Here is a 16,530-nt window from a genome sequence, read left to right as displayed (position 1 = left end):
AGCTGGAGGGATCTGTGTGAATAAAGGGATATTTATCACTGTTGAAGGGGGCGAGGGCGCCGGCAAAACCACTGTGCTGGAGCGGATTGAACAAGATTTGAAAAATAGCGGGTATGCCGCTGTCCTGACGCGAGAACCGGGTGGGATAGAGATCGCGGAACAGATTCGTGCGATTATCCTCGATAAAAAAAACACCAGCATGGACCCGCGCACGGAAGCGCTCCTGTACGCAGCGGCAAGGAGACAGCACTTGGTTGAAAAAGTACTTCCTGCTTTGGAAGCCGGCAAGATTGTACTGTGCGATCGGTTTATTGACAGCAGTCTTGCCTACCAAGGGTTTGCCAGAGAATTGGGCGTAGAGGAAGTGTTCGCAATTAATCAGTTTGCGATTGAACAGCATATGCCCGATTTGACCTTGTATTTTGATATTTTGCCGGAGGAAGGCTTGGCGCGGATACATGCGAACAAGCAGCGGGAGATAAACCGGCTTGACCTGGAAGGTTTGGCTTTCCATCATCGGGTGCGCGAGGGATACTTGCGACTGGTGGAAAGGTTCCCCGAGCGTATTCAGGTGATCAAGGCAAATCAGCCGCTTGACGATGTCATCGCAGAAGTTCGAAACATCCTCAGGCACCGTTTAAAAATGTTTTAATCAAATTTACTATGTACATGCTGTATAATATTATCAATAGATCAGTTTCACTTGGAGCACAGCCGACATAAATATATCAAAAGTCATTACAGTATCCTGCTTCCCAGAAAGTAACATAAACAAAGCGGAAAGGGTGAGATACAATGAAAATGGTGATTGCCGTGGTACAGGACAAGGACAGCGCGCGTTTATCACAAATGCTGGTAAAAAAAGGTTATCGGGCAACCAGACTAGCAAGTACGGGTGGCTTTTTGCGTGCGGGGAACACCACATTTCTGGTGGGAACCACTGATGAAAAGATACCAGATGTGATTGATATTATTCAGCACAGTTGCAAGTCGCGAAAACAGATGGTAACACCAGTATCTCCGCTAGGGAATGCAGTTGATTCTTTTATGCCTTATCCGCTGGAAGTCCAGGTGGGCGGTGCCGCTGTGTTCGTGCTTGACGTGGAACAATTCCATTCGTTTTAATCCTTATAGTTTGAGATGGTTCGTGACCGGAAATCGGCGGAGGTAGCAATATGAAGATTAGTGACGGAATGCGAGCAAAAATTGAGCCTGTCAAAACGAATGATCCGCGCAAAAACCAACATCTGGAGAAGGTAAGTTTTGGTGATTTGGTCTCAAGCGAAGACCAGCGGATGTCGGAAGAGCGGATAACAAAACTTCTTAACGATATTGACAGACAGGGACAGCTCCTCGCCCGTTCCCGTTCCGTCCGCGATTTTTATCAATATAAAGCGCTGGTCAAGCGATTCATGGAAGAAGCCGTCAGATATGGTGTCGCCCTCGACGATCGGCGCGGCGTCAACCGACGCGGCAGAAGCCGCTTGTATAAAATTATCAAGGAAGTCGATGGTCAGTTGTTGGAGATGGCCGATCAGCTGCTGGCTGAACAGGCTCCCACGATCGATTTGTTGGCACGGATCGGCGAAATTCGCGGACTGTTAATAAATCTGTATTTTTAGGCAGGAAAAAAAGATGACATGGAAGAAATTCGCTGAACAGCCGAGGGTAGCCGAACTGTTGGCCGCCAGCTTGCGCAACGATCGGTTGGCTCACGCTTATCTGTTTGCTGGTCCGAGAGGTTCCGGTAAAATGCGGATGGCTTTGCATCTGGCCAAATCACTGTTCTGCACGGAAAACAAGGGAGATGCATGCGGCGCGTGCCTGCAATGCCGTCGTATTGATGCCGGGAATCACTCTGACGTCCATATTATTACTCCCGATGGGGCCTCGATCAAGATCGACCAGATCCGCGCCTTGCAAAAGGAAATGGCAATGCGGTCGGTAGAGTCTTTTTATAAGGTATACATTATTGAACATATTGACAAGATGACCGTACAGGCAGCAAACAGCTTGCTGAAGTTTTTGGAAGAACCGCCTTCCGGAGTGATCGCGATTTTGCTTACGGAAAACAGCCATGCGCTGTTGTCGACCATCTTGTCGCGGTGTCAGCTGGTTTCTTTTTCGCCGTTGCCTCCTGACTGGATCGCAGACAAGCTGCGAGCAGAGGGAATCGCGGAAGGTATGGCCAAAGCAGCTTCCCAAATAACAACATATTTGGATGAGGCGCGGGCGCTTAGCCAGTCAGAATGGTTTGCACAGCTCCGAAATATAATGATACAATTAATTCAGGATATCAAGATGCCGAATTCAACGGTGTTGTTTACTATACAAGATTTTTGGCAAAAAAATGATCGATTAAAGGAGGAACTGCCCCTCTTTCTGGATTTGCTCATCCTTTGGCTTCGCGATATTTTATACGTGCAAGTTGGAAGACTCGCTTATCTCATCAATAGCGACCAACAGGATGTGCTTCAAGGACAGGCCTTGGCTTGGACCAAAGCAGAGCTTTTGCACGCAATGGAAGTGGTCATGGATACGAAAAATCGGATAGAGCGAAACGCCAGTCCCCAATTGGCGTTGGAGCGGTTGGTTCTTCAAATCCAGGAGGGATAATGTTTGTATGAGGTTGTAGGTGTACGATTCAAAAAGGCGGGAAAAATTTATTATTTTGATCCCGATTCGCTGGTAATTGAAAAGGATTCGCATGTGATTGTCGAGACGGCCAGAGGAATCGAGTACGGAAAAGTGGTCGTCGGACAAAAGAGCGTATCGGAAAACGATGTCGTCTTGCCTTTAAAGAAAGTGATTCGCATTGCGGATCAGCGGGATGCGTTGAAAGTAGAAGAAAACAAGCAGGCCGCCAAAAACGCCTTTGCCATTTGCCAAACAAAAATTAAAGAGCACAATCTTGAGATGAAACTGGTTGATGTCGAATATACATTTGACCGGAATAAAATCATTTTTTACTTTACCGCAGACGGAAGAGTTGATTTTCGGGAACTGGTCAAAGACCTTGCTGCCGTTTTCCGGACGCGTATTGAACTGAGACAAATCGGCGTTCGCGATGAGGCGAAAATGCTGGGAGGCATTGGACCCTGCGGCCGTTTGCTTTGTTGCTCAACGTTTCTCGGCGATTTTGAGCCAGTTTCGATTAAAATGGCCAAGGATCAAAATCTTTCGTTAAATCCGGCCAAAATATCCGGTTTGTGTGGACGCTTAATGTGCTGTTTGAAATATGAAAACGACAACTACGAGGCTACGAAAGAGGAACTGCCTGATTTGGGTACGGTGGTAACTACACCGTTGGGATTAGGAAAAGTAGTCTCTGTTAATATTCTTGATTCGACAGCTCAAATCGAATTAAACGAGACAACTCGCATATTGGAATTTGCCCTTGATGAAATTGTTGTAGGATTTCCAGAAGTGATAGATTGAGTGTAAGTGCATCGGTCCGGAGATGGGGTGAAGACGTGGATAAACGTGAGATCTTCGTCAAGATGGCGAGTATAGAAGAACGAATTGGTGATTTGTATCGGGAAATCGGAGAACTGAAAGATGTGATCGTCAATCTGATGGAGGAAAATGCAGCGCTTCATGTTGAGAATCAACATCTCCGAAACCGGATTGAAACGAAAGAAGCAAGTGCGAAGCCGCAAGATCAGAAGCTGAAAACATCTCCTGCCGAGAAGCGGAGGGAGAAGAAGGTTGTCGTCGGTGAAGGTTACGACAACCTGGCGCGGTTGTACGCAGAAGGATTTCATATCTGCAACGTACATTACGGAAGCTTGCGCAAAGAGGGAGACTGTTTGTTTTGTCTTTCTTTTCTCAGCGGAGGAACCAGTAAATAAGCAAAATAATCAAAGCGACCTGAACCTTGCGGAAGGACAGGTCGCTTTTTCTGAACAGCAGCCAACAAAGGAGCGCTCATTGTATGAATTGGGAACATGATGTCACCTTGCGGGAGACCGAGCGGATTGATGACTTGTTGACGCACAATCTGAAAATCATTCAAAGCCATGAAGTGTTTTGCTTTTCCATGGATGCTGTGCTCTTGGGGAGATTTGCCTCCGTACCCCACCGGGGACGCGTAGTAGATTTGTGTACGGGCAATGGGGCGATTCCCTTGATTATGAGCACACGGTCAGGCGAAGCGGTTTTTCACGGCATCGAGATTCAGGAGCGACTGTATGATATGGCGTGTCGCAGCGTGAAGCTGAACGGTCTGGAGGAGCGAATCAAGCTGGTGCACGGGGATGTGAAGGAGGCGGTAAAACTGTTCGGCCATGGGCAGTTTGACTTGATCACGTGCAATCCTCCCTATATGCCGGATAATGGCGGCGAGAAGAACGAGAATATCCATAAACGCTTGGCTCGCCATGAAGTTTTGCTGAATTTGGAGGACGTGATTCGAGTCAGCAGCCAACTGGCCAAAAACGGAGGAAAGATTGCCATTGTCCATCGGGCGACTCGCTTAATCGAGATTATTTCGCTGATGCGGACATATGGGATTGAACCGAAACGTCTGCGGTTTGTGCATCCGCGCAAAGATGCGGAACCGAACATGATGCTGATCGAAGGAATTCGCGGTGGTAAGCCGGAATTGCGGATTCAGCCGCCATTGATCGTCTACGACCATGGCGAGGTTTATTGCGAGGAGTTGCAGGAAATTTACTATGGAAAGCGGGATTCCCTCACATAAAGGGCATTTTGTATACATTTTGCAATGTGCGGATAATACATACTATACCGGATACACGACCGAACTGCTTCGACGAATCAATCAGCATAACTCAGGCAGAGGAGCCAAATATACACGAGGGCGCGGGCCGGTCAAACTTGTTTATATGGAAGAAGGAGAAAGCCGCTCCTGGGGACAGAGGCGGGAGGAAGCGATCAAGCGGCTGTCCCGTGAACAAAAGGAACTGCTGGTCAAAGTGCAAGGCCTTGAAAAATTAAAGGATGTGGACACGGATGAATGTGCAGCGAAGCTTTCATAACGATCAATCGGGTATCCTGTATCTCGTTGCCACGCCGATTGGCAATCTGGACGATATGACGGCCAGAGGGCTGGCGGTTTTGCGCGAAGTGGACTTGATTGCATGTGAAGATACGAGGCAAACACGCAAATTGTTGACACATTTTCAAATTGAAAAGCGGACAGTCAGCTATCACGAGCATAACAAAACGGCAAGTGGAGCCGGTCTGCTCCAATTGTTGGAGGAAGGCAAAAAAATAGCGCTGGTGAGTGATGCGGGACTTCCGGCCATTTCCGATCCGGGAGCCGACCTTGTCAGAGACGCCGTTTCCGCTGGTTATCCGGTCGTGCCGATTCCGGGAGCAAATGCCGCGTTAACCGCTTTAATTGCCTCCGGTCTGCCCACAGAGCGCTTCCTGTTCTACGGTTTTTTGCCTCGCGAGAAAAAAGAGCGGCGGGAAGAACTGGTGCGCTTGCAACGTTATCCGGAGACGCTGCTGTTTTATGAAGCGCCGCATCGGATCGCCAAGACATTGGAAGCGATGCTTGAGGTCTGGGGGGATCGGGAAGCGGTTATCGCCAGAGAACTGACAAAACGGTATGAGGAGTTTGCCCGCGGGACGTTGAGCGAATTGAGCGAGTGGCTAGGGACCGGGGAAATCCGCGGGGAATTTTGCGTGGTGGTTGCGGGTTGGTCACCGTCCGCTGAGCAGTTGTCCGCTTTAGCCGATCAACAGAACAGCTGGTGGCAGGAGTTGAGCATTCCACAACATGTCGATCACTACTGCACACAAGGGATGTCAACCAAGGAAGCGGTGAAGAAGACTGCAGAGGATCGCGGTCTGGCCAAGCGCGAAGTATATTACGAGTATCACCATAACGCTGAAGCGGAAGAAGCAGACGAGACATCGGCAGATTCATAGAAAACATAAAAAAATGGGCAGGGAATCGCTCCCTGCCCATTTTTTTATGTAGACCATCAGCGCCGGCCGCTTACTTGCGAACGGGCATTTCGTTGAAGCAATCTTCACAAACGATTTTTCCTTTAAAATGAGAAACGCGATCTGCATTTCCGCAAAAGATACAAGCGGGTTCGTATTTTTTCAAAATAATCCGTTCCCCGTCAACGTAGATTTCCAGCGCATCCTTTTCAGCGATACCCAATGTGCGGCGCAATTCAATCGGAATCACAACACGACCTAACTCGTCTACTTTTCTCACAATACCTGTTGATTTCATCATGTAAGTGTTCTCCTCTCTAAAAGTAGCGCTTGTCGATTTTAAGCGACTTTATATCTGTTAATATCGTCAATATTCGACAAAATTTGTTTGAATAAATCATACCAGCGATTCCCAGAGGTGTCAATACAATATTTGCAATTCTTTTTAATGGTAATTATTAGAAAGCCTAATATAACTTGAATTCATACGGAATTTCCTGAATGCCGGCGGTTTTTTGCGCAGCCATATGGAAAATAATAACTGGTAAACAAATCGAAAACCGAAAGAAAAAAACATCGAATTATGTCGAATTATTGTCGGTTTTTCGACAAAAAATTCTTTATTATGCGGTCTGCGCCGTTGGCAATTTTCCAGCTTTTTTCTGAAACAGGTTTACAAGTATACGTCGTAGAGTAAAATAAGATTTATACAAGTAGATACTTTTACGACGATGAAGGGAAGAGTAGACGAAACTGCCTTATTTCAGAGAGCCGGGGTAGCTGCAAACCGGTATAAGCGCGTTAGTTGAACATGGCCCCGGAGTTTTTGCGTGTGAACCAATGCTGAGCGTTGGCAAGCTAGCAACGTTTTTCCTGCGTTATAGGAGGGGTCGTCCGCGACTTGCCAAGTCCACTTTTCGCGAGAGAGTGGAGCAATTGGGTGGTACCACGAGAATCAAGCTCGTCCCAATCACGGGATGGGCTTTTTGTATTTTCTCAGTACGCGCGTGCCCTGTTTTTCTCAAAAACTGTTTTTTTATGTAGGGAGGAACCCAAATGAGCAAACCAACTTATTACATTACGACACCGATTTATTATCCAAGCAACAAGCTGCATATCGGGAATGCCTACACGAACATCGCATCCGATGCTTTGGCCCGGTACAAACGTTTGCGGGGTTATGATGTTTACTTTCTAACAGGGACGGATGAGCACGGACAAAAGTTGCAAGAACGTGCCGCAGCCGAAGGTCTTGAGCCTTTGCAATTTATCGATCCAATCGTGGATTGGATTAAAGACTTATGGCAGAAACTCGATATTTCCTACGATGATTTTATTCGCACTACCCAGCCCAGACATGAACTCATTGTCCAAAAAATCTTCCAACGGTTGCTCGATCAAGGCGATATTTACCTGGGTGAATACGAAGGATATTACTGTGTGCCAGATGAAGCCTTTTGGACGGAGACGCAAGCCAAGACCGATCACGGGTATTTCTGTCCGGACTGTGGCCGCGAAGTGAAGAAAGTAAAAGAGCAAAATTACTTTTTCCGTCTCTCCAAATATCAAGACAGATTGTTGCAATTTATCGAGGAACATCCCGAGTTTATCCAACCGGAAACACGGCGCAACGAAATGATCAACAACTTCCTCAAACCGGGATTGCAAGATTTGAGCGTATCGCGGAGCACTTTTGACTGGGGCATAAAAGTGCCGAGCGACCCCAAGCATGTCATCTATGTCTGGATTGATGCATTGACCAACTACATAACCGCCTTGGGGTATCTGTCGGATGACGACAGCAAATATAATCGCTACTGGCCTGCTGATGTCCACATGGTCGGCAAAGATATTTTGCGTTTTCATACGATTTATTGGCCAATTTTGTTGATGGCGCTTGATATTCCTTTGCCGAAGAAAGTGTTTGGCCACGGATGGCTGCTGATGCCTGACGGCAAAATGTCCAAGTCCAAAGGAAACGTCATTGACCCGAAACTGCTGATTGACCGTTACGGTTCCGACGGGGTTCGCTATTTCTTGCTGCGGGAAATCGCGTTTGGACAAGATGGGGTATTTACTCCGGAAATCTTTATTCAACGACTCAATTTTGATTTGGCCAACGATCTCGGCAACCTGGTCAGCCGGACAACGGCCATGATTGAAAAATATTTCGACGGTATCATTCCGGCGCCGGCGCAGGCGGGAGAGTATGATGATCAACTGATTGCCCTGGCTGAACAGACAAAAGCCACAGTCGAAGGGCACCTCGACGAAATGCGGTTTAGCAATGCGCTCGACCATATTTGGGAATTGATTGGCCGAACCAATAAATACATTGACGAGACACTGCCATGGAACTTGGCCAAATCGGAGGAAACCAAGCCGCGTTTGGCGACTGTGCTGTATAACCTGGCAGAGAGCATTCGCATCATCTCCGTATTGATCCAGCCGTTCATGACCAAGGCTCCAGCCCGCATTTGGCGTCAATTGGGCATTGAACAGCACGCCGAAGTGCAAAGCTGGGATTCGGCAGGGAAATGGGGATTGTTGCCGGCTGGTCAACGGGTTGACCGCAGCGAGGTACTGTTCCCGCGGCTGGATATTGAACAAGAGTTAGCTTTTATTGATGAATCGACAGCGGAAGCGCGCCGTCAAGCGGAAGAAAACAAGAAGAAACAAGAGGCGCTCGCCGCAGGCACTGCTGCAGCAGATGCGAATACCGCGCAAGCCAAGGAGGAACCGGTGAAACCAGCCGATACGAAAGAAGAAATCGGAATTGACGATTTTGGCAAAGTGGAGCTGCGGGTCGCGCAGGTTACCGCTTGTGAGAAACATCCAAATGCGGACAAACTGCTGATACTGCAACTCGACCTCGGTTATGAACAGCGCCAGGTTGTATCCGGTATCGCCAAATATTACAAACCGGAGGAAATGGTAGGCAAGAAGGTAATCGTAGTCGCCAACTTGAAGCCGGTAAAATTGCGCGGCGAATTGTCGCAAGGGATGATTCTCGCCGCTTCTGTGAACGATCAGTTAACGTTGGCTACGGTCGATCCGAGCATGCCGAACGGAGCTATCGTAAAATAATCGGGAAGGTGGAATAGACCGTTGTTGATTGATACACATGCACACCTCGACTCCCCGGAATTTGCGGAGGATCGCGACGAGGTGATTGCGCGAGCGCTGGAGAATGGCGTGAAGACGATTGTAAATATCGGATTCAATGCGGAGACGATCCCCAGCACGATCCGGTTGGCCGAGACTTATGACTTCATTTACGCGGTGGTTGGTTGGCATCCGGTTGATGCCAAAGATATGAAGGACGAGCATCTTGACTGGATTGAGGAACTGACGCGCCATCCCAAAGTAGTGGGAATCGGGGAGATGGGGCTCGACTATCATTGGGACACATCGCCGCGTGACGTCCAGGCTGAAGTCTTCCGCAAACAAATCCGTCTGGCGCGCAAGCTTCAAAAGCCAATCGTTATTCATAATCGGGAAGCGCACCAAGATGTAATACAGATTTTGCGGGAAGAAAAGGCTGGTGATGTCGGCGGGATTATGCACTGCTTCTCCGGCAGCTGGGAAACAGCCAAACTTGCGTTGGATATGAATTTTTTCATTTCATTCGGCGGGCCGGTCACCTTCAAAAATGCCAAGCAACCGAAAGAAGTTGCGGCCAAAGTTCCGTTGGATCGTCTTTTGATCGAAACGGATTCGCCCTATTTGACACCTCATCCGTTTCGAGGGAAACGCAATGAATCGGCATACGTTCGCTATGTAGCGGAACAACTGGCTGAAATTCACGGACTTTCCTATGAGGAATTGGCGAAAATTACGTCAGAAAACGCAAGGACCGTCTATCGGTTACCTTAAAGCAATGAGAGAGCACGAACAACAGCGTGCTCTCTTTTTTATTTTCAGCGGAGAGGGGGTGTCTCTTCTTTTTGTGCGTTTCTGCGGTTCTGGATGAAATAACTTTCGCATAGACTGGACAATGTCGAACGAAAAACCACACTCGACAGAGAGCGTCGACAGAAACCCCCTATCATTCGCAATTTTGGTTTGCTAATGTAATACTTAGTTTTTAAGAAAGATACTGCCGATTTGACAAGGGGACAAAAGTTGCATAAAATCATAACGACTGTCTCATTACCCAAAGTCTGGCTTGATTTGGAAGGGTTGCTCCCTTTCACAATGACAAAGGAGTGTGGGAAATGGAGTTAAGCAAGATCTGGATGACACACAAGCGGCTATTGATCGTTGCTGCATGCGGACTAGCCCTTCTGTTGTTATCCGTCGTAAGCTGCCTCTCTATCCTGACTACCCAGCCAAAACAGGTAACGTTAAATCTTGACGGAGTGACAAAACAATTTCAGACAGAAGCGAATACCGTTGGAGAGTTTCTCTCCGAACAAAAAATACCTGTTAATGAAACCGATGTGTTGAATCCAAAGCCGGAAACGAAGCTTACAGACGCATTAGTGATCGAGTTGCATACGAGCTGGGAAGTGGCTGTCCAAGTCGATGGACAGACGAAGAAGGTACATACACGTAGCAAGGATGTTGCTGGTGTACTGAGAGATGCGGGAATTACGCTGGGGGCAAACGATAAAGTGGAACCGGCGTTAACCTCCACCGTATCCAAGGATACGAAAATCAGCATCACCCGAATCGCCGAAAAAGTGGTTCAAGTTACGCAAGAGGTACCTTTTCAGGAAATTCGCAAGAGCGATCCAACTTTGACAAAAGGAGAGACGCGAATCTTGCAGAATGGCCAGCCGGGGAAAGCGGTGCTGCATTATAAGCTTCAGATGGCCAACGGGAAAGAAATAGCCCGCGAATTAGTAAAAACAGAGGTAATAACACCGAAAAGCGATAAAATCATTGCGGTTGGTGCAGCTCCGGCAGTGGCTGCCAGCAAGACCGCAGTAACAGCAAAACAAGTTGTTGCAGCAGCAGGAATTGTTTCCCGCGGCGGCAAGGTGTTTAGGCCAAAACGGGTATTGAACAATGTCACCTTGACGGCATATACGCCGGCCGGGGGAGGAAAAAGTCCGAATTCTCCAGGATATGGACGTACGGCAACAGGCGTCAAGGCAGTAGAAGGAAGAACGATCGCCGTCGATCCCGATGTCATCCCACTTGGTTGGTGGGTATATATCGAAGGGATCGGATTCAGACATGCAGAGGATACCGGCGGTTCTGTCAATGGCAATAAAATTGACGTGTTCTTCGATAATCATGCAGAAGCAGTACAGTTTGGACGAAAGCGAAGTAAGACAGTCTATATTATCGGGCCGCAAAAGCCCGACTGACAGGGGACAGGGGGTTGCTCCCTGTCTTTTGTTTTAATGGGCGGTATGGTAAGCTGTTTAATTAATTAGACGAATTTTGGTTGGGAAACGTTACGTTTAAAGTGAAAAAAAACGGCGCTTTTCGGGAAACTAAGGTAGATCAACTGGAAACAGGAGCAGGACAGATGAAAATCAAAGAGCTTATTGTAGTGGAAGGCAGAGATGATACGGCTGCTATTAAACGTGCTGTAAATGCGGATACGATTGAAACCGGCGGATCGGCAATCAACGCCGGTACCATCCGCAAGATTAAATTGGCTCAGGAAAAGAGAGGAGTCATCATTTTCACCGACCCTGATTACCAGGGAGAGCGCATCCGCAAGATCATCAGCCGCGAGGTCCCGGGCTGCAAACATGCATTTATCAACCAGGCGGAAGGTACCAAGAAAGGTGACATCGGTGTGGAGAACGCTTCTCCCGAGGTGATCATTCGAGCGCTTTCTGAGGTGCGGACGGAGATGGCGGAATCGGCGGGACAAATCACAGCAGACGATATGGTGGCGTTTGGGTTAACCTCTGGTCCAGATTCCAAGCAACGACGATTGAAACTGGGAGAGATCCTCGGCGTTGGGTATGCCAATGCCAAGCAGCTGTTGCATCGTTTAAATGCTTTCCAGATCAGCCGGGAAGAGTTTATCGATGCCATGGACAGGATCGACAAGGGGGATACAACGAAGTGAGCCAATATGCGGATAAAGATATTGCAACTCCCACCCGCACCAGACAAATCCTCGAAAAGTACGGCTTTTCGTTCAAGAAAAGTCTTGGGCAAAACTTTTTGATTGATACCAATATCCTCCATAATATCGTTTCTGCTGCGGAGTTGACGAAAGCAAAGGCGGCGATTGAGGTTGGGCCGGGAATCGGCGCTTTGACCGAGCAATTGTGCCGTAAAGCCGGTCAGGTCGTTTCCATCGAAATCGACCAGCGGCTTTTGCCGATTCTCGAAGAGACACTGGCACCGTACGATAATTTCCGTGTCGTTCACGGAGATGTATTGAAGCTGGATTTGCATCAGTTAATCCGTGATCAGTTGAGTCATTACGAGAAGATCAGCGTGGTGGCCAACCTTCCCTATTATGTGACAACCCCGATTCTGATGAAGCTGCTGGAAGAGCGGCTGCCGCTTGAAAATATTGTGGTCATGATCCAAAAGGAAGTGGCGGACCGGATTGCAGCAAAACCAGGCAGTAAAGATTACGGCTCGTTAAGCGTAGCCGCACAGTTTTATGCAGAGACTGAAGTGGCGATGGTTGTGCCCGCCAGTGTTTTTGTGCCGAAACCGAACGTGGATTCAGCGGTAATCAAACTGGCGGTGAGGGAAAAACCCCCGGTGGAAGTGGCGGATCAGAAGCTGTTTTTCCAGGTGGTTCGCGCCAGCTTCGCCCAACGCAGAAAGACATTGATCAATAATCTGGTCGGGCAGCTCTTTGCAAAAGAACAAAAGGAACAAGTAGTACAGTTGTTGAAACGAGTTGAAATAGAACCGGAGCGGCGCGGAGAGACTCTCTCGATTGAAGAGTTTGCTCGACTTAGCAATGAGATTTTTGCCGCCAAATTACTCCCGTAAACGAGCTGACCCCTCATTTTTCAGCAGAAAAAATGAGGGGTCTTTTTTTGCATAGAAACCCAAACTGAGAAATCGACAAATGTCAACGGCTTTCACGAAAAAAATCCCGTTGACAAAAACTCAATCTGGTTGCTATAATTTTAAATTTCTTTGACAAAATAACTGTAGGCTGTTATAATAAAAACAAGCGAGGTGGATGGAACAATGGCTAGAAACGCGTTACTTGATATCAAGCGCAGTTTGGACGAGCACATTGGTGAGCGTATCTTGCTTCGGGCCAATGGCGGTCGCCGCAAGACCGTTGAAAGAACGGGCATCCTCGAGGAAACTTATCCATCAGTGTTTGTTGTTAAGCTGGATGATGACCAGTTGTTCGAACGGGTCTCTTACAGCTATGCTGACATTCTTACTGAAACAGTCGAATTAATGGTGTGCAGAGAAGATGAGCACATTCGCATTACGTTTATTCAACAGTAGTTTTTCTTAGGAACCGCTCTATGAAGGTCGTTATGGCTGATTAGAGCGGTTTTTTTCTTTTAAACCGCACATACTAACCGTTGTCAGCGAGAAAAGGAGGATGTTGGCGATGGGTCGCAGACGAGGCATCATGTCCGAGCAGTTGAAGATGGAATTAGCCAAAGAACTGGGGATATACGACACCGTGAAGAATGAAGGGTGGGGCAGCATCACAACTCGTGATGCCGGAAACCTGGTGAAACGCGCTATCCAGATTGCCGAGGAAGCATTGGCCAAGCAGAACACCAAATAATCTCGCTGATGACCAGGCCGGGGGAACCCGGCTTTTTTGCGTCGGCACGTCAGTGTGGCCATATTTTTTGGAGGAACTAGCATGGGAGAATATTCCTATGATACAATAAGAGACTAGAACATGGAGTATGTAGGCAGAGGTGAACAATTTGCGGGTCTCGGTCAAAGCGCCAGCCAAAATTAATTTAACGTTGGACGTGCTTTATAAACGTCCCGATGGTTATCACGAAGTTGAAATGGTGATGACTACTGTTGATCTGGCGGATCGGGTGGATCTGATCCCGCTCGATCACGATGAGATTAGATTGGATTGCTCTGCCAGTTTTGTTCCGGATGATATTCGTAACCATGCTTTTAAAGCGGCTTATTTGTTGAAAGAGCGATACCGTGTCAAAAAAGGCGTTCGGATTTACATAGATAAGAAAATACCTGTTGCAGCGGGCCTTGCGGGCGGCAGCAGCGATGCCGCAGCTGCTCTGCGAGGTTTGAACCGTTTGTGGAATCTGGGACTGTCGATGGAAGAGCTGGCTCAGATCGGAGCGGAGATAGGTTCCGACGTTCCCTTCTGTCTTTACGGCGGCACCGCTTTGGCCAAAGGCCGAGGAGAGAAACTGATTCCGTTAAGCAGTCCGGCTCCTTGCTGGGTTGTACTGGCCAAACCGCCGGTAGGGGTATCCACTGCAGATGTATATGGCGGCTTGCGTGTAAACGAAATCAAGGCACATCCCGCTACCGACAACATGATCAGGGCGATAGAAGAGCAAAATTTCTCGATGATGTGCCAAAGCTTGGGCAACGTTCTGGAAGAGGTAACGATGAAACTGTATCCTCAAGTCCGGCAAATCAAAGAGCTGATGTTGGCAACCGGAGCTGAAGGTGTGCTGATGTCGGGCAGTGGGCCAACCGTATACGCGCTCGTCCAAAAAGAGATGAAGGCACAGCGTCTTTACAATGCTTTGCGCGGCTTTGTGAAAGATGTATATGCGGCACGCATTTTGGGCGGCAACGAAACGGACGTACTTGATTAAATCCGTACGATAATGGTACATTTACATAAAATATTCGGGTTTTGGAGGAGTACTCATGAAAAAGTTGCGTAGGAGCGCGCGGTTGGTCGATATGACCCAGTATTTGCTGGCGCATCCTCATACCTTGATCCCGCTCACTTTCTTTTCGGAAGAATACGGTTCGGCCAAGTCGTCGATCAGCGAAGATTTGTCGATCATCAAAGAGGCGTTTGAGGAGCAGGGGATCGGCGTGCTCAAAACGGTCGCCGGGGCAGCCGGCGGTGTCAAATACATTCCGCAGCTCGGATTGAAACAAGCGGAACAATTTATGCACGGCTTGTTGGAACAGTTGGCCAAACCGGAGCGGTTGCTGCCCGGAGGTTATCTGTATATGTCCGATATTTTGGGCGACCCTGGGACATTGCAGCTGATCGGCAAGTTGTTTGCTACAGTGTTTGCTGACAAAGAAGCTGATGTAGTGATGACGGTGGAGACCAAGGGGATTCCGCTTGCTTATGCGACGGCTGCGTATTTGAATAAACCGGTTGTGATTGTCAGACGGGACAACAAGGTAACGGAAGGGTCTGTTGTAAGCATCAATTATGTTTCCGGCTCCAGCAAACGCATCCAAACGATGTCATTGGCCCGTCGTGCGCTGGCCGAACAGTCCCGGGTGCTGATCGTCGACGATTTTATGAAAGCGGGCGGAACTGTCAGAGGCATGATTGACCTGTTGCAGGAGTTCCGGGCAACGGTCGTTGGCTGCGGTGTTTTGGTAGAAACAGCCGATGTGTCCGAAAGATTGGTCGACGAATATATCTCATTGGCCAAACTGCAGGAAGTAGATTTGAAAGAAAAGCAAATTGCGCTGGAACTAGGCAGCTATTTTACCGTGGAAGGATGATCATTGATGAGCAAGCAAATTTCTGTCATTGCAACCGAACAGGCTCCGGCAGCCATTGGTCCGTACAGTCAGGCGACAAAAGTAGGGCCGTTTTTGTTTACTTCCGGGCAAATCCCTCTGCGAGCTGATGGCAGTTTGGTGGAAGGCGACATCGAAGCGCAAACCCATCAGGTGTTCCAAAATTTGCAAGCGATCCTGGCTGAGGCCGGAGGGTCACTGTCGCAAGTAGTAAAAGCGACTGTCTTTATTAAAGATATGAATGATTTTGCCCGCTTAAACGAGATTTATGGACAATATTTCGGTTCGCATCAACCGGCTCGCTCCACTGTCGAAGTCGCTCGGTTGCCGAAGGATGTCAAAGTTGAGATCGAAATCATCGCATATTTGGGAGAATAGTAGCGGTTTCAGAAGAATGTTGGAAAAATCGTTACGATTTTTTTACATTTTTTCGGAAGTGAAGAAGGAATATTTACCCAGCATGTGGAAGTATTACAAAACGCTGTATAGATAAAGGGAGTGAACTTGATGGAAGTAACAGACGTTAGACTTCGCCGCGTAAATACCGATGGAAGAATGAAAGCTATTGCTTCTATTACCATCGACCATGAATTTGTGGTTCATGATATCCGTGTGATTGACGGCAACAATGGCATGTTTGTCGCCATGCCCAGCAAACGCACGCCGGATGGCGAATTCCGCGATATTGCCCATCCAATCTCATCGGCCACGCGCGAAAAGATCCAAGCAGCAGTATTGGCAGAATATGATCGTGTTGGATTGGAAGAAGACAGCACGATTGAAGCTGGCGCCTAATACCATCAGGACAAACACCAAAACCAACTTCACTTCTGAAGAAACTCACTGCCGAAAGTCATCAGATTCCAAATGGAGTCTGATGACTTTTATTTTCTCTAAAAGTCCGGTGAAAAAGTCCGCCTAAGCAGGCTTTTCCCACGGTGTTGCCGAATTATACGGTAACAATGAATTGAAAGAGTGATGGAATAT

At 48.0% G+C, this 16,530-nt stretch carries 21 protein-coding genes and 1 other annotated feature; of the genes, 20 read left to right on the top strand and 1 reads right to left on the bottom strand.

Annotated features, from left to right (window positions below):
* Positions 1–16 precede the first annotated feature (16 nt).
* The 9 genes from tmk to rsmI all read left to right on the top strand — a co-directional run bounded on the left by tmk (position 17) and on the right by rsmI (position 5,901).
* On the top strand, positions 17–652 hold the full coding sequence (gene tmk, locus JOD01_RS18195; protein WP_204519721.1) for a dTMP kinase: 636 nt from the start codon (positions 17–19) through the stop codon (positions 650–652).
* 143 nt (positions 653–795) lie between these two features.
* Positions 796–1,125, top strand: a complete 330-nt coding sequence (locus JOD01_RS18190; RefSeq protein ID WP_204519720.1) for a cyclic-di-AMP receptor — start codon at positions 796–798, stop codon at positions 1,123–1,125.
* A 50-nt stretch (positions 1,126–1,175) separates the two neighbouring features.
* Positions 1,176–1,622, top strand: coding sequence for a YaaR family protein (locus JOD01_RS18185; RefSeq protein WP_204519719.1), 447 nt, complete (start codon positions 1,176–1,178; stop codon positions 1,620–1,622).
* Positions 1,623–1,635: 13 nt separating this feature from the next.
* Entirely contained in the window at positions 1,636–2,616 is a 981-nt protein-coding gene (holB, locus tag JOD01_RS18180; RefSeq protein ID WP_204519718.1) for a DNA polymerase III subunit delta', read from the top strand.
* Positions 2,617–2,619: 3 nt separating this feature from the next.
* The gene (locus JOD01_RS18175) at positions 2,620–3,438 is read left to right on the top strand and encodes a PSP1 domain-containing protein (protein WP_204519717.1); all 819 of its coding nucleotides are present in this window, start codon (positions 2,620–2,622) and stop codon (positions 3,436–3,438) included.
* A 35-nt stretch (positions 3,439–3,473) separates the two neighbouring features.
* Entirely contained in the window at positions 3,474–3,851 is a 378-nt protein-coding gene (gene yabA, locus JOD01_RS18170; RefSeq protein ID WP_204519716.1) for a DNA replication initiation control protein YabA, read from the top strand.
* Positions 3,852–3,934: 83 nt separating this feature from the next.
* Positions 3,935–4,702, top strand: coding sequence for a tRNA1(Val) (adenine(37)-N6)-methyltransferase (locus JOD01_RS18165; protein WP_204519715.1), 768 nt, complete (start codon positions 3,935–3,937; stop codon positions 4,700–4,702).
* Complete coding sequence (locus JOD01_RS18160; protein WP_204519714.1) at positions 4,677–5,000, top strand: GIY-YIG nuclease family protein; 324 nt, start codon at positions 4,677–4,679, stop codon at positions 4,998–5,000. The genes JOD01_RS18165 and JOD01_RS18160 overlap by 26 nt, the downstream gene beginning before the upstream one ends.
* Positions 4,975–5,901 (top strand): 16S rRNA (cytidine(1402)-2'-O)-methyltransferase, encoded by a 927-nt coding sequence (gene rsmI / locus JOD01_RS18155; RefSeq protein ID WP_204519713.1) that lies wholly within the window; start codon positions 4,975–4,977, stop codon positions 5,899–5,901. The genes JOD01_RS18160 and rsmI overlap by 26 nt, the downstream gene beginning before the upstream one ends.
* Positions 5,902–5,971: 70 nt before the next feature.
* Here rsmI and JOD01_RS18150 read toward each other — a convergent pair whose 3' ends face one another.
* Positions 5,972–6,220, bottom strand: coding sequence for an AbrB/MazE/SpoVT family DNA-binding domain-containing protein (locus JOD01_RS18150; RefSeq protein ID WP_204519712.1), 249 nt, complete (start codon positions 6,218–6,220; stop codon positions 5,972–5,974).
* Positions 6,221–6,641: 421 nt separating this feature from the next.
* Positions 6,642–6,891 (top strand) — a binding site (T-box leader).
* An 84-nt stretch (positions 6,892–6,975) separates the two neighbouring features.
* On the opposite strand from JOD01_RS18150, the gene metG reads away from it, so the two are divergent.
* The 11 genes from metG to spoVG all read left to right on the top strand — a co-directional run bounded on the left by metG (position 6,976) and on the right by spoVG (position 16,338).
* Positions 6,976–9,006, top strand: coding sequence for a methionine--tRNA ligase (gene metG / locus JOD01_RS18145; RefSeq protein ID WP_204519711.1), 2,031 nt, complete (start codon positions 6,976–6,978; stop codon positions 9,004–9,006).
* Positions 9,007–9,027: 21 nt separating this feature from the next.
* Positions 9,028–9,795, top strand: a complete 768-nt coding sequence (locus tag JOD01_RS18140; protein ID WP_204519710.1) for a TatD family hydrolase — start codon at positions 9,028–9,030, stop codon at positions 9,793–9,795.
* 341 nt (positions 9,796–10,136) lie between these two features.
* Entirely contained in the window at positions 10,137–11,237 is a 1,101-nt protein-coding gene (locus JOD01_RS18135) for a 3D domain-containing protein (RefSeq protein ID WP_204519709.1), read from the top strand.
* A 164-nt stretch (positions 11,238–11,401) separates the two neighbouring features.
* Positions 11,402–11,956: a ribonuclease M5 gene (gene rnmV, locus JOD01_RS18130; protein ID WP_204519708.1), complete on the top strand. Its 555-nt coding sequence runs from the start codon at positions 11,402–11,404 to the stop codon at positions 11,954–11,956.
* The gene (gene rsmA, locus JOD01_RS18125; protein WP_204519707.1) at positions 11,953–12,846 is read left to right on the top strand and encodes a 16S rRNA (adenine(1518)-N(6)/adenine(1519)-N(6))-dimethyltransferase RsmA; all 894 of its coding nucleotides are present in this window, start codon (positions 11,953–11,955) and stop codon (positions 12,844–12,846) included. Before rnmV ends, rsmA begins: the two co-directional genes overlap by 4 nt.
* 204 nt (positions 12,847–13,050) lie before the next feature.
* Entirely contained in the window at positions 13,051–13,323 is a 273-nt protein-coding gene (gene veg, locus JOD01_RS18120; protein ID WP_204519706.1) for a biofilm formation stimulator Veg, read from the top strand.
* A gap of 109 nt (positions 13,324–13,432) precedes the next feature.
* A complete protein-coding gene (locus JOD01_RS18115) occupies positions 13,433–13,615 on the top strand; it encodes a small, acid-soluble spore protein, alpha/beta type (protein WP_204519705.1) in 183 nt (60 codons plus the stop codon).
* A gap of 148 nt (positions 13,616–13,763) precedes the next feature.
* Positions 13,764–14,642 (top strand): 4-(cytidine 5'-diphospho)-2-C-methyl-D-erythritol kinase, encoded by an 879-nt coding sequence (ispE, locus tag JOD01_RS18110; RefSeq protein WP_204519756.1) that lies wholly within the window; start codon positions 13,764–13,766, stop codon positions 14,640–14,642.
* Positions 14,643–14,697: 55 nt separating this feature from the next.
* Positions 14,698–15,525 carry a pur operon repressor gene (purR, locus tag JOD01_RS18105; protein ID WP_204519704.1) on the top strand — a complete coding sequence of 276 codons (828 nt, stop codon included), beginning with the start codon at positions 14,698–14,700 and terminating at the stop codon, positions 15,523–15,525.
* 6 nt (positions 15,526–15,531) lie between these two features.
* Positions 15,532–15,921 carry a RidA family protein gene (locus tag JOD01_RS18100; protein WP_204519703.1) on the top strand — a complete coding sequence of 130 codons (390 nt, stop codon included), beginning with the start codon at positions 15,532–15,534 and terminating at the stop codon, positions 15,919–15,921.
* A 129-nt stretch (positions 15,922–16,050) separates the two neighbouring features.
* On the top strand, positions 16,051–16,338 hold the full coding sequence (spoVG, locus tag JOD01_RS18095) for a septation regulator SpoVG (protein WP_204519702.1): 288 nt from the start codon (positions 16,051–16,053) through the stop codon (positions 16,336–16,338).
* The last annotated feature ends 192 nt before the right edge of the window (positions 16,339–16,530 follow it).

Origin of the sequence: Brevibacillus fulvus (genome assembly GCF_016908525.1) — a bacterium.
GTDB lineage: Bacteria > Bacillota > Bacilli > Brevibacillales > Brevibacillaceae > Brevibacillus_G > Brevibacillus_G fulvus.
This window is presented reverse-complemented; position numbering and strand designations above follow the sequence as displayed.

Bases quoted from the DNA above. Each gene is read 5' to 3' on its own strand.
- metG (WP_204519711.1), top strand. From the start codon at position 6,976: ATGAGCAAACCAACTTATTACATTACGACACCGATTTATTATCCAAGC.
- JOD01_RS18160 (WP_204519714.1), top strand. From the start codon at position 4,677: ATGGAAAGCGGGATTCCCTCACATAAAGGGCATTTTGTATACATTTTG.
- JOD01_RS18135 (WP_204519709.1), top strand. From the start codon at position 10,137: ATGGAGTTAAGCAAGATCTGGATGACACACAAGCGGCTATTGATCGTT.
- JOD01_RS18185 (WP_204519719.1), top strand. From the start codon at position 1,176: ATGAAGATTAGTGACGGAATGCGAGCAAAAATTGAGCCTGTCAAAACG.
- rsmI (WP_204519713.1), top strand. From the start codon at position 4,975: ATGAATGTGCAGCGAAGCTTTCATAACGATCAATCGGGTATCCTGTAT.
- holB (WP_204519718.1), top strand. From the start codon at position 1,636: ATGACATGGAAGAAATTCGCTGAACAGCCGAGGGTAGCCGAACTGTTG.
- purR (WP_204519704.1), top strand. From the start codon at position 14,698: ATGAAAAAGTTGCGTAGGAGCGCGCGGTTGGTCGATATGACCCAGTAT.
- rnmV (WP_204519708.1), top strand. From the start codon at position 11,402: ATGAAAATCAAAGAGCTTATTGTAGTGGAAGGCAGAGATGATACGGCT.
- JOD01_RS18100 (WP_204519703.1), top strand. From the start codon at position 15,532: ATGAGCAAGCAAATTTCTGTCATTGCAACCGAACAGGCTCCGGCAGCC.
- JOD01_RS18165 (WP_204519715.1), top strand. From the start codon at position 3,935: ATGAATTGGGAACATGATGTCACCTTGCGGGAGACCGAGCGGATTGAT.
- spoVG (WP_204519702.1), top strand. From the start codon at position 16,051: ATGGAAGTAACAGACGTTAGACTTCGCCGCGTAAATACCGATGGAAGA.
- JOD01_RS18115 (WP_204519705.1), top strand. From the start codon at position 13,433: ATGGGTCGCAGACGAGGCATCATGTCCGAGCAGTTGAAGATGGAATTA.
- JOD01_RS18190 (WP_204519720.1), top strand. From the start codon at position 796: ATGAAAATGGTGATTGCCGTGGTACAGGACAAGGACAGCGCGCGTTTA.
- veg (WP_204519706.1), top strand. From the start codon at position 13,051: ATGGCTAGAAACGCGTTACTTGATATCAAGCGCAGTTTGGACGAGCAC.
- JOD01_RS18150 (WP_204519712.1), bottom strand. From the start codon at position 6,220: ATGATGAAATCAACAGGTATTGTGAGAAAAGTAGACGAGTTAGGTCGT.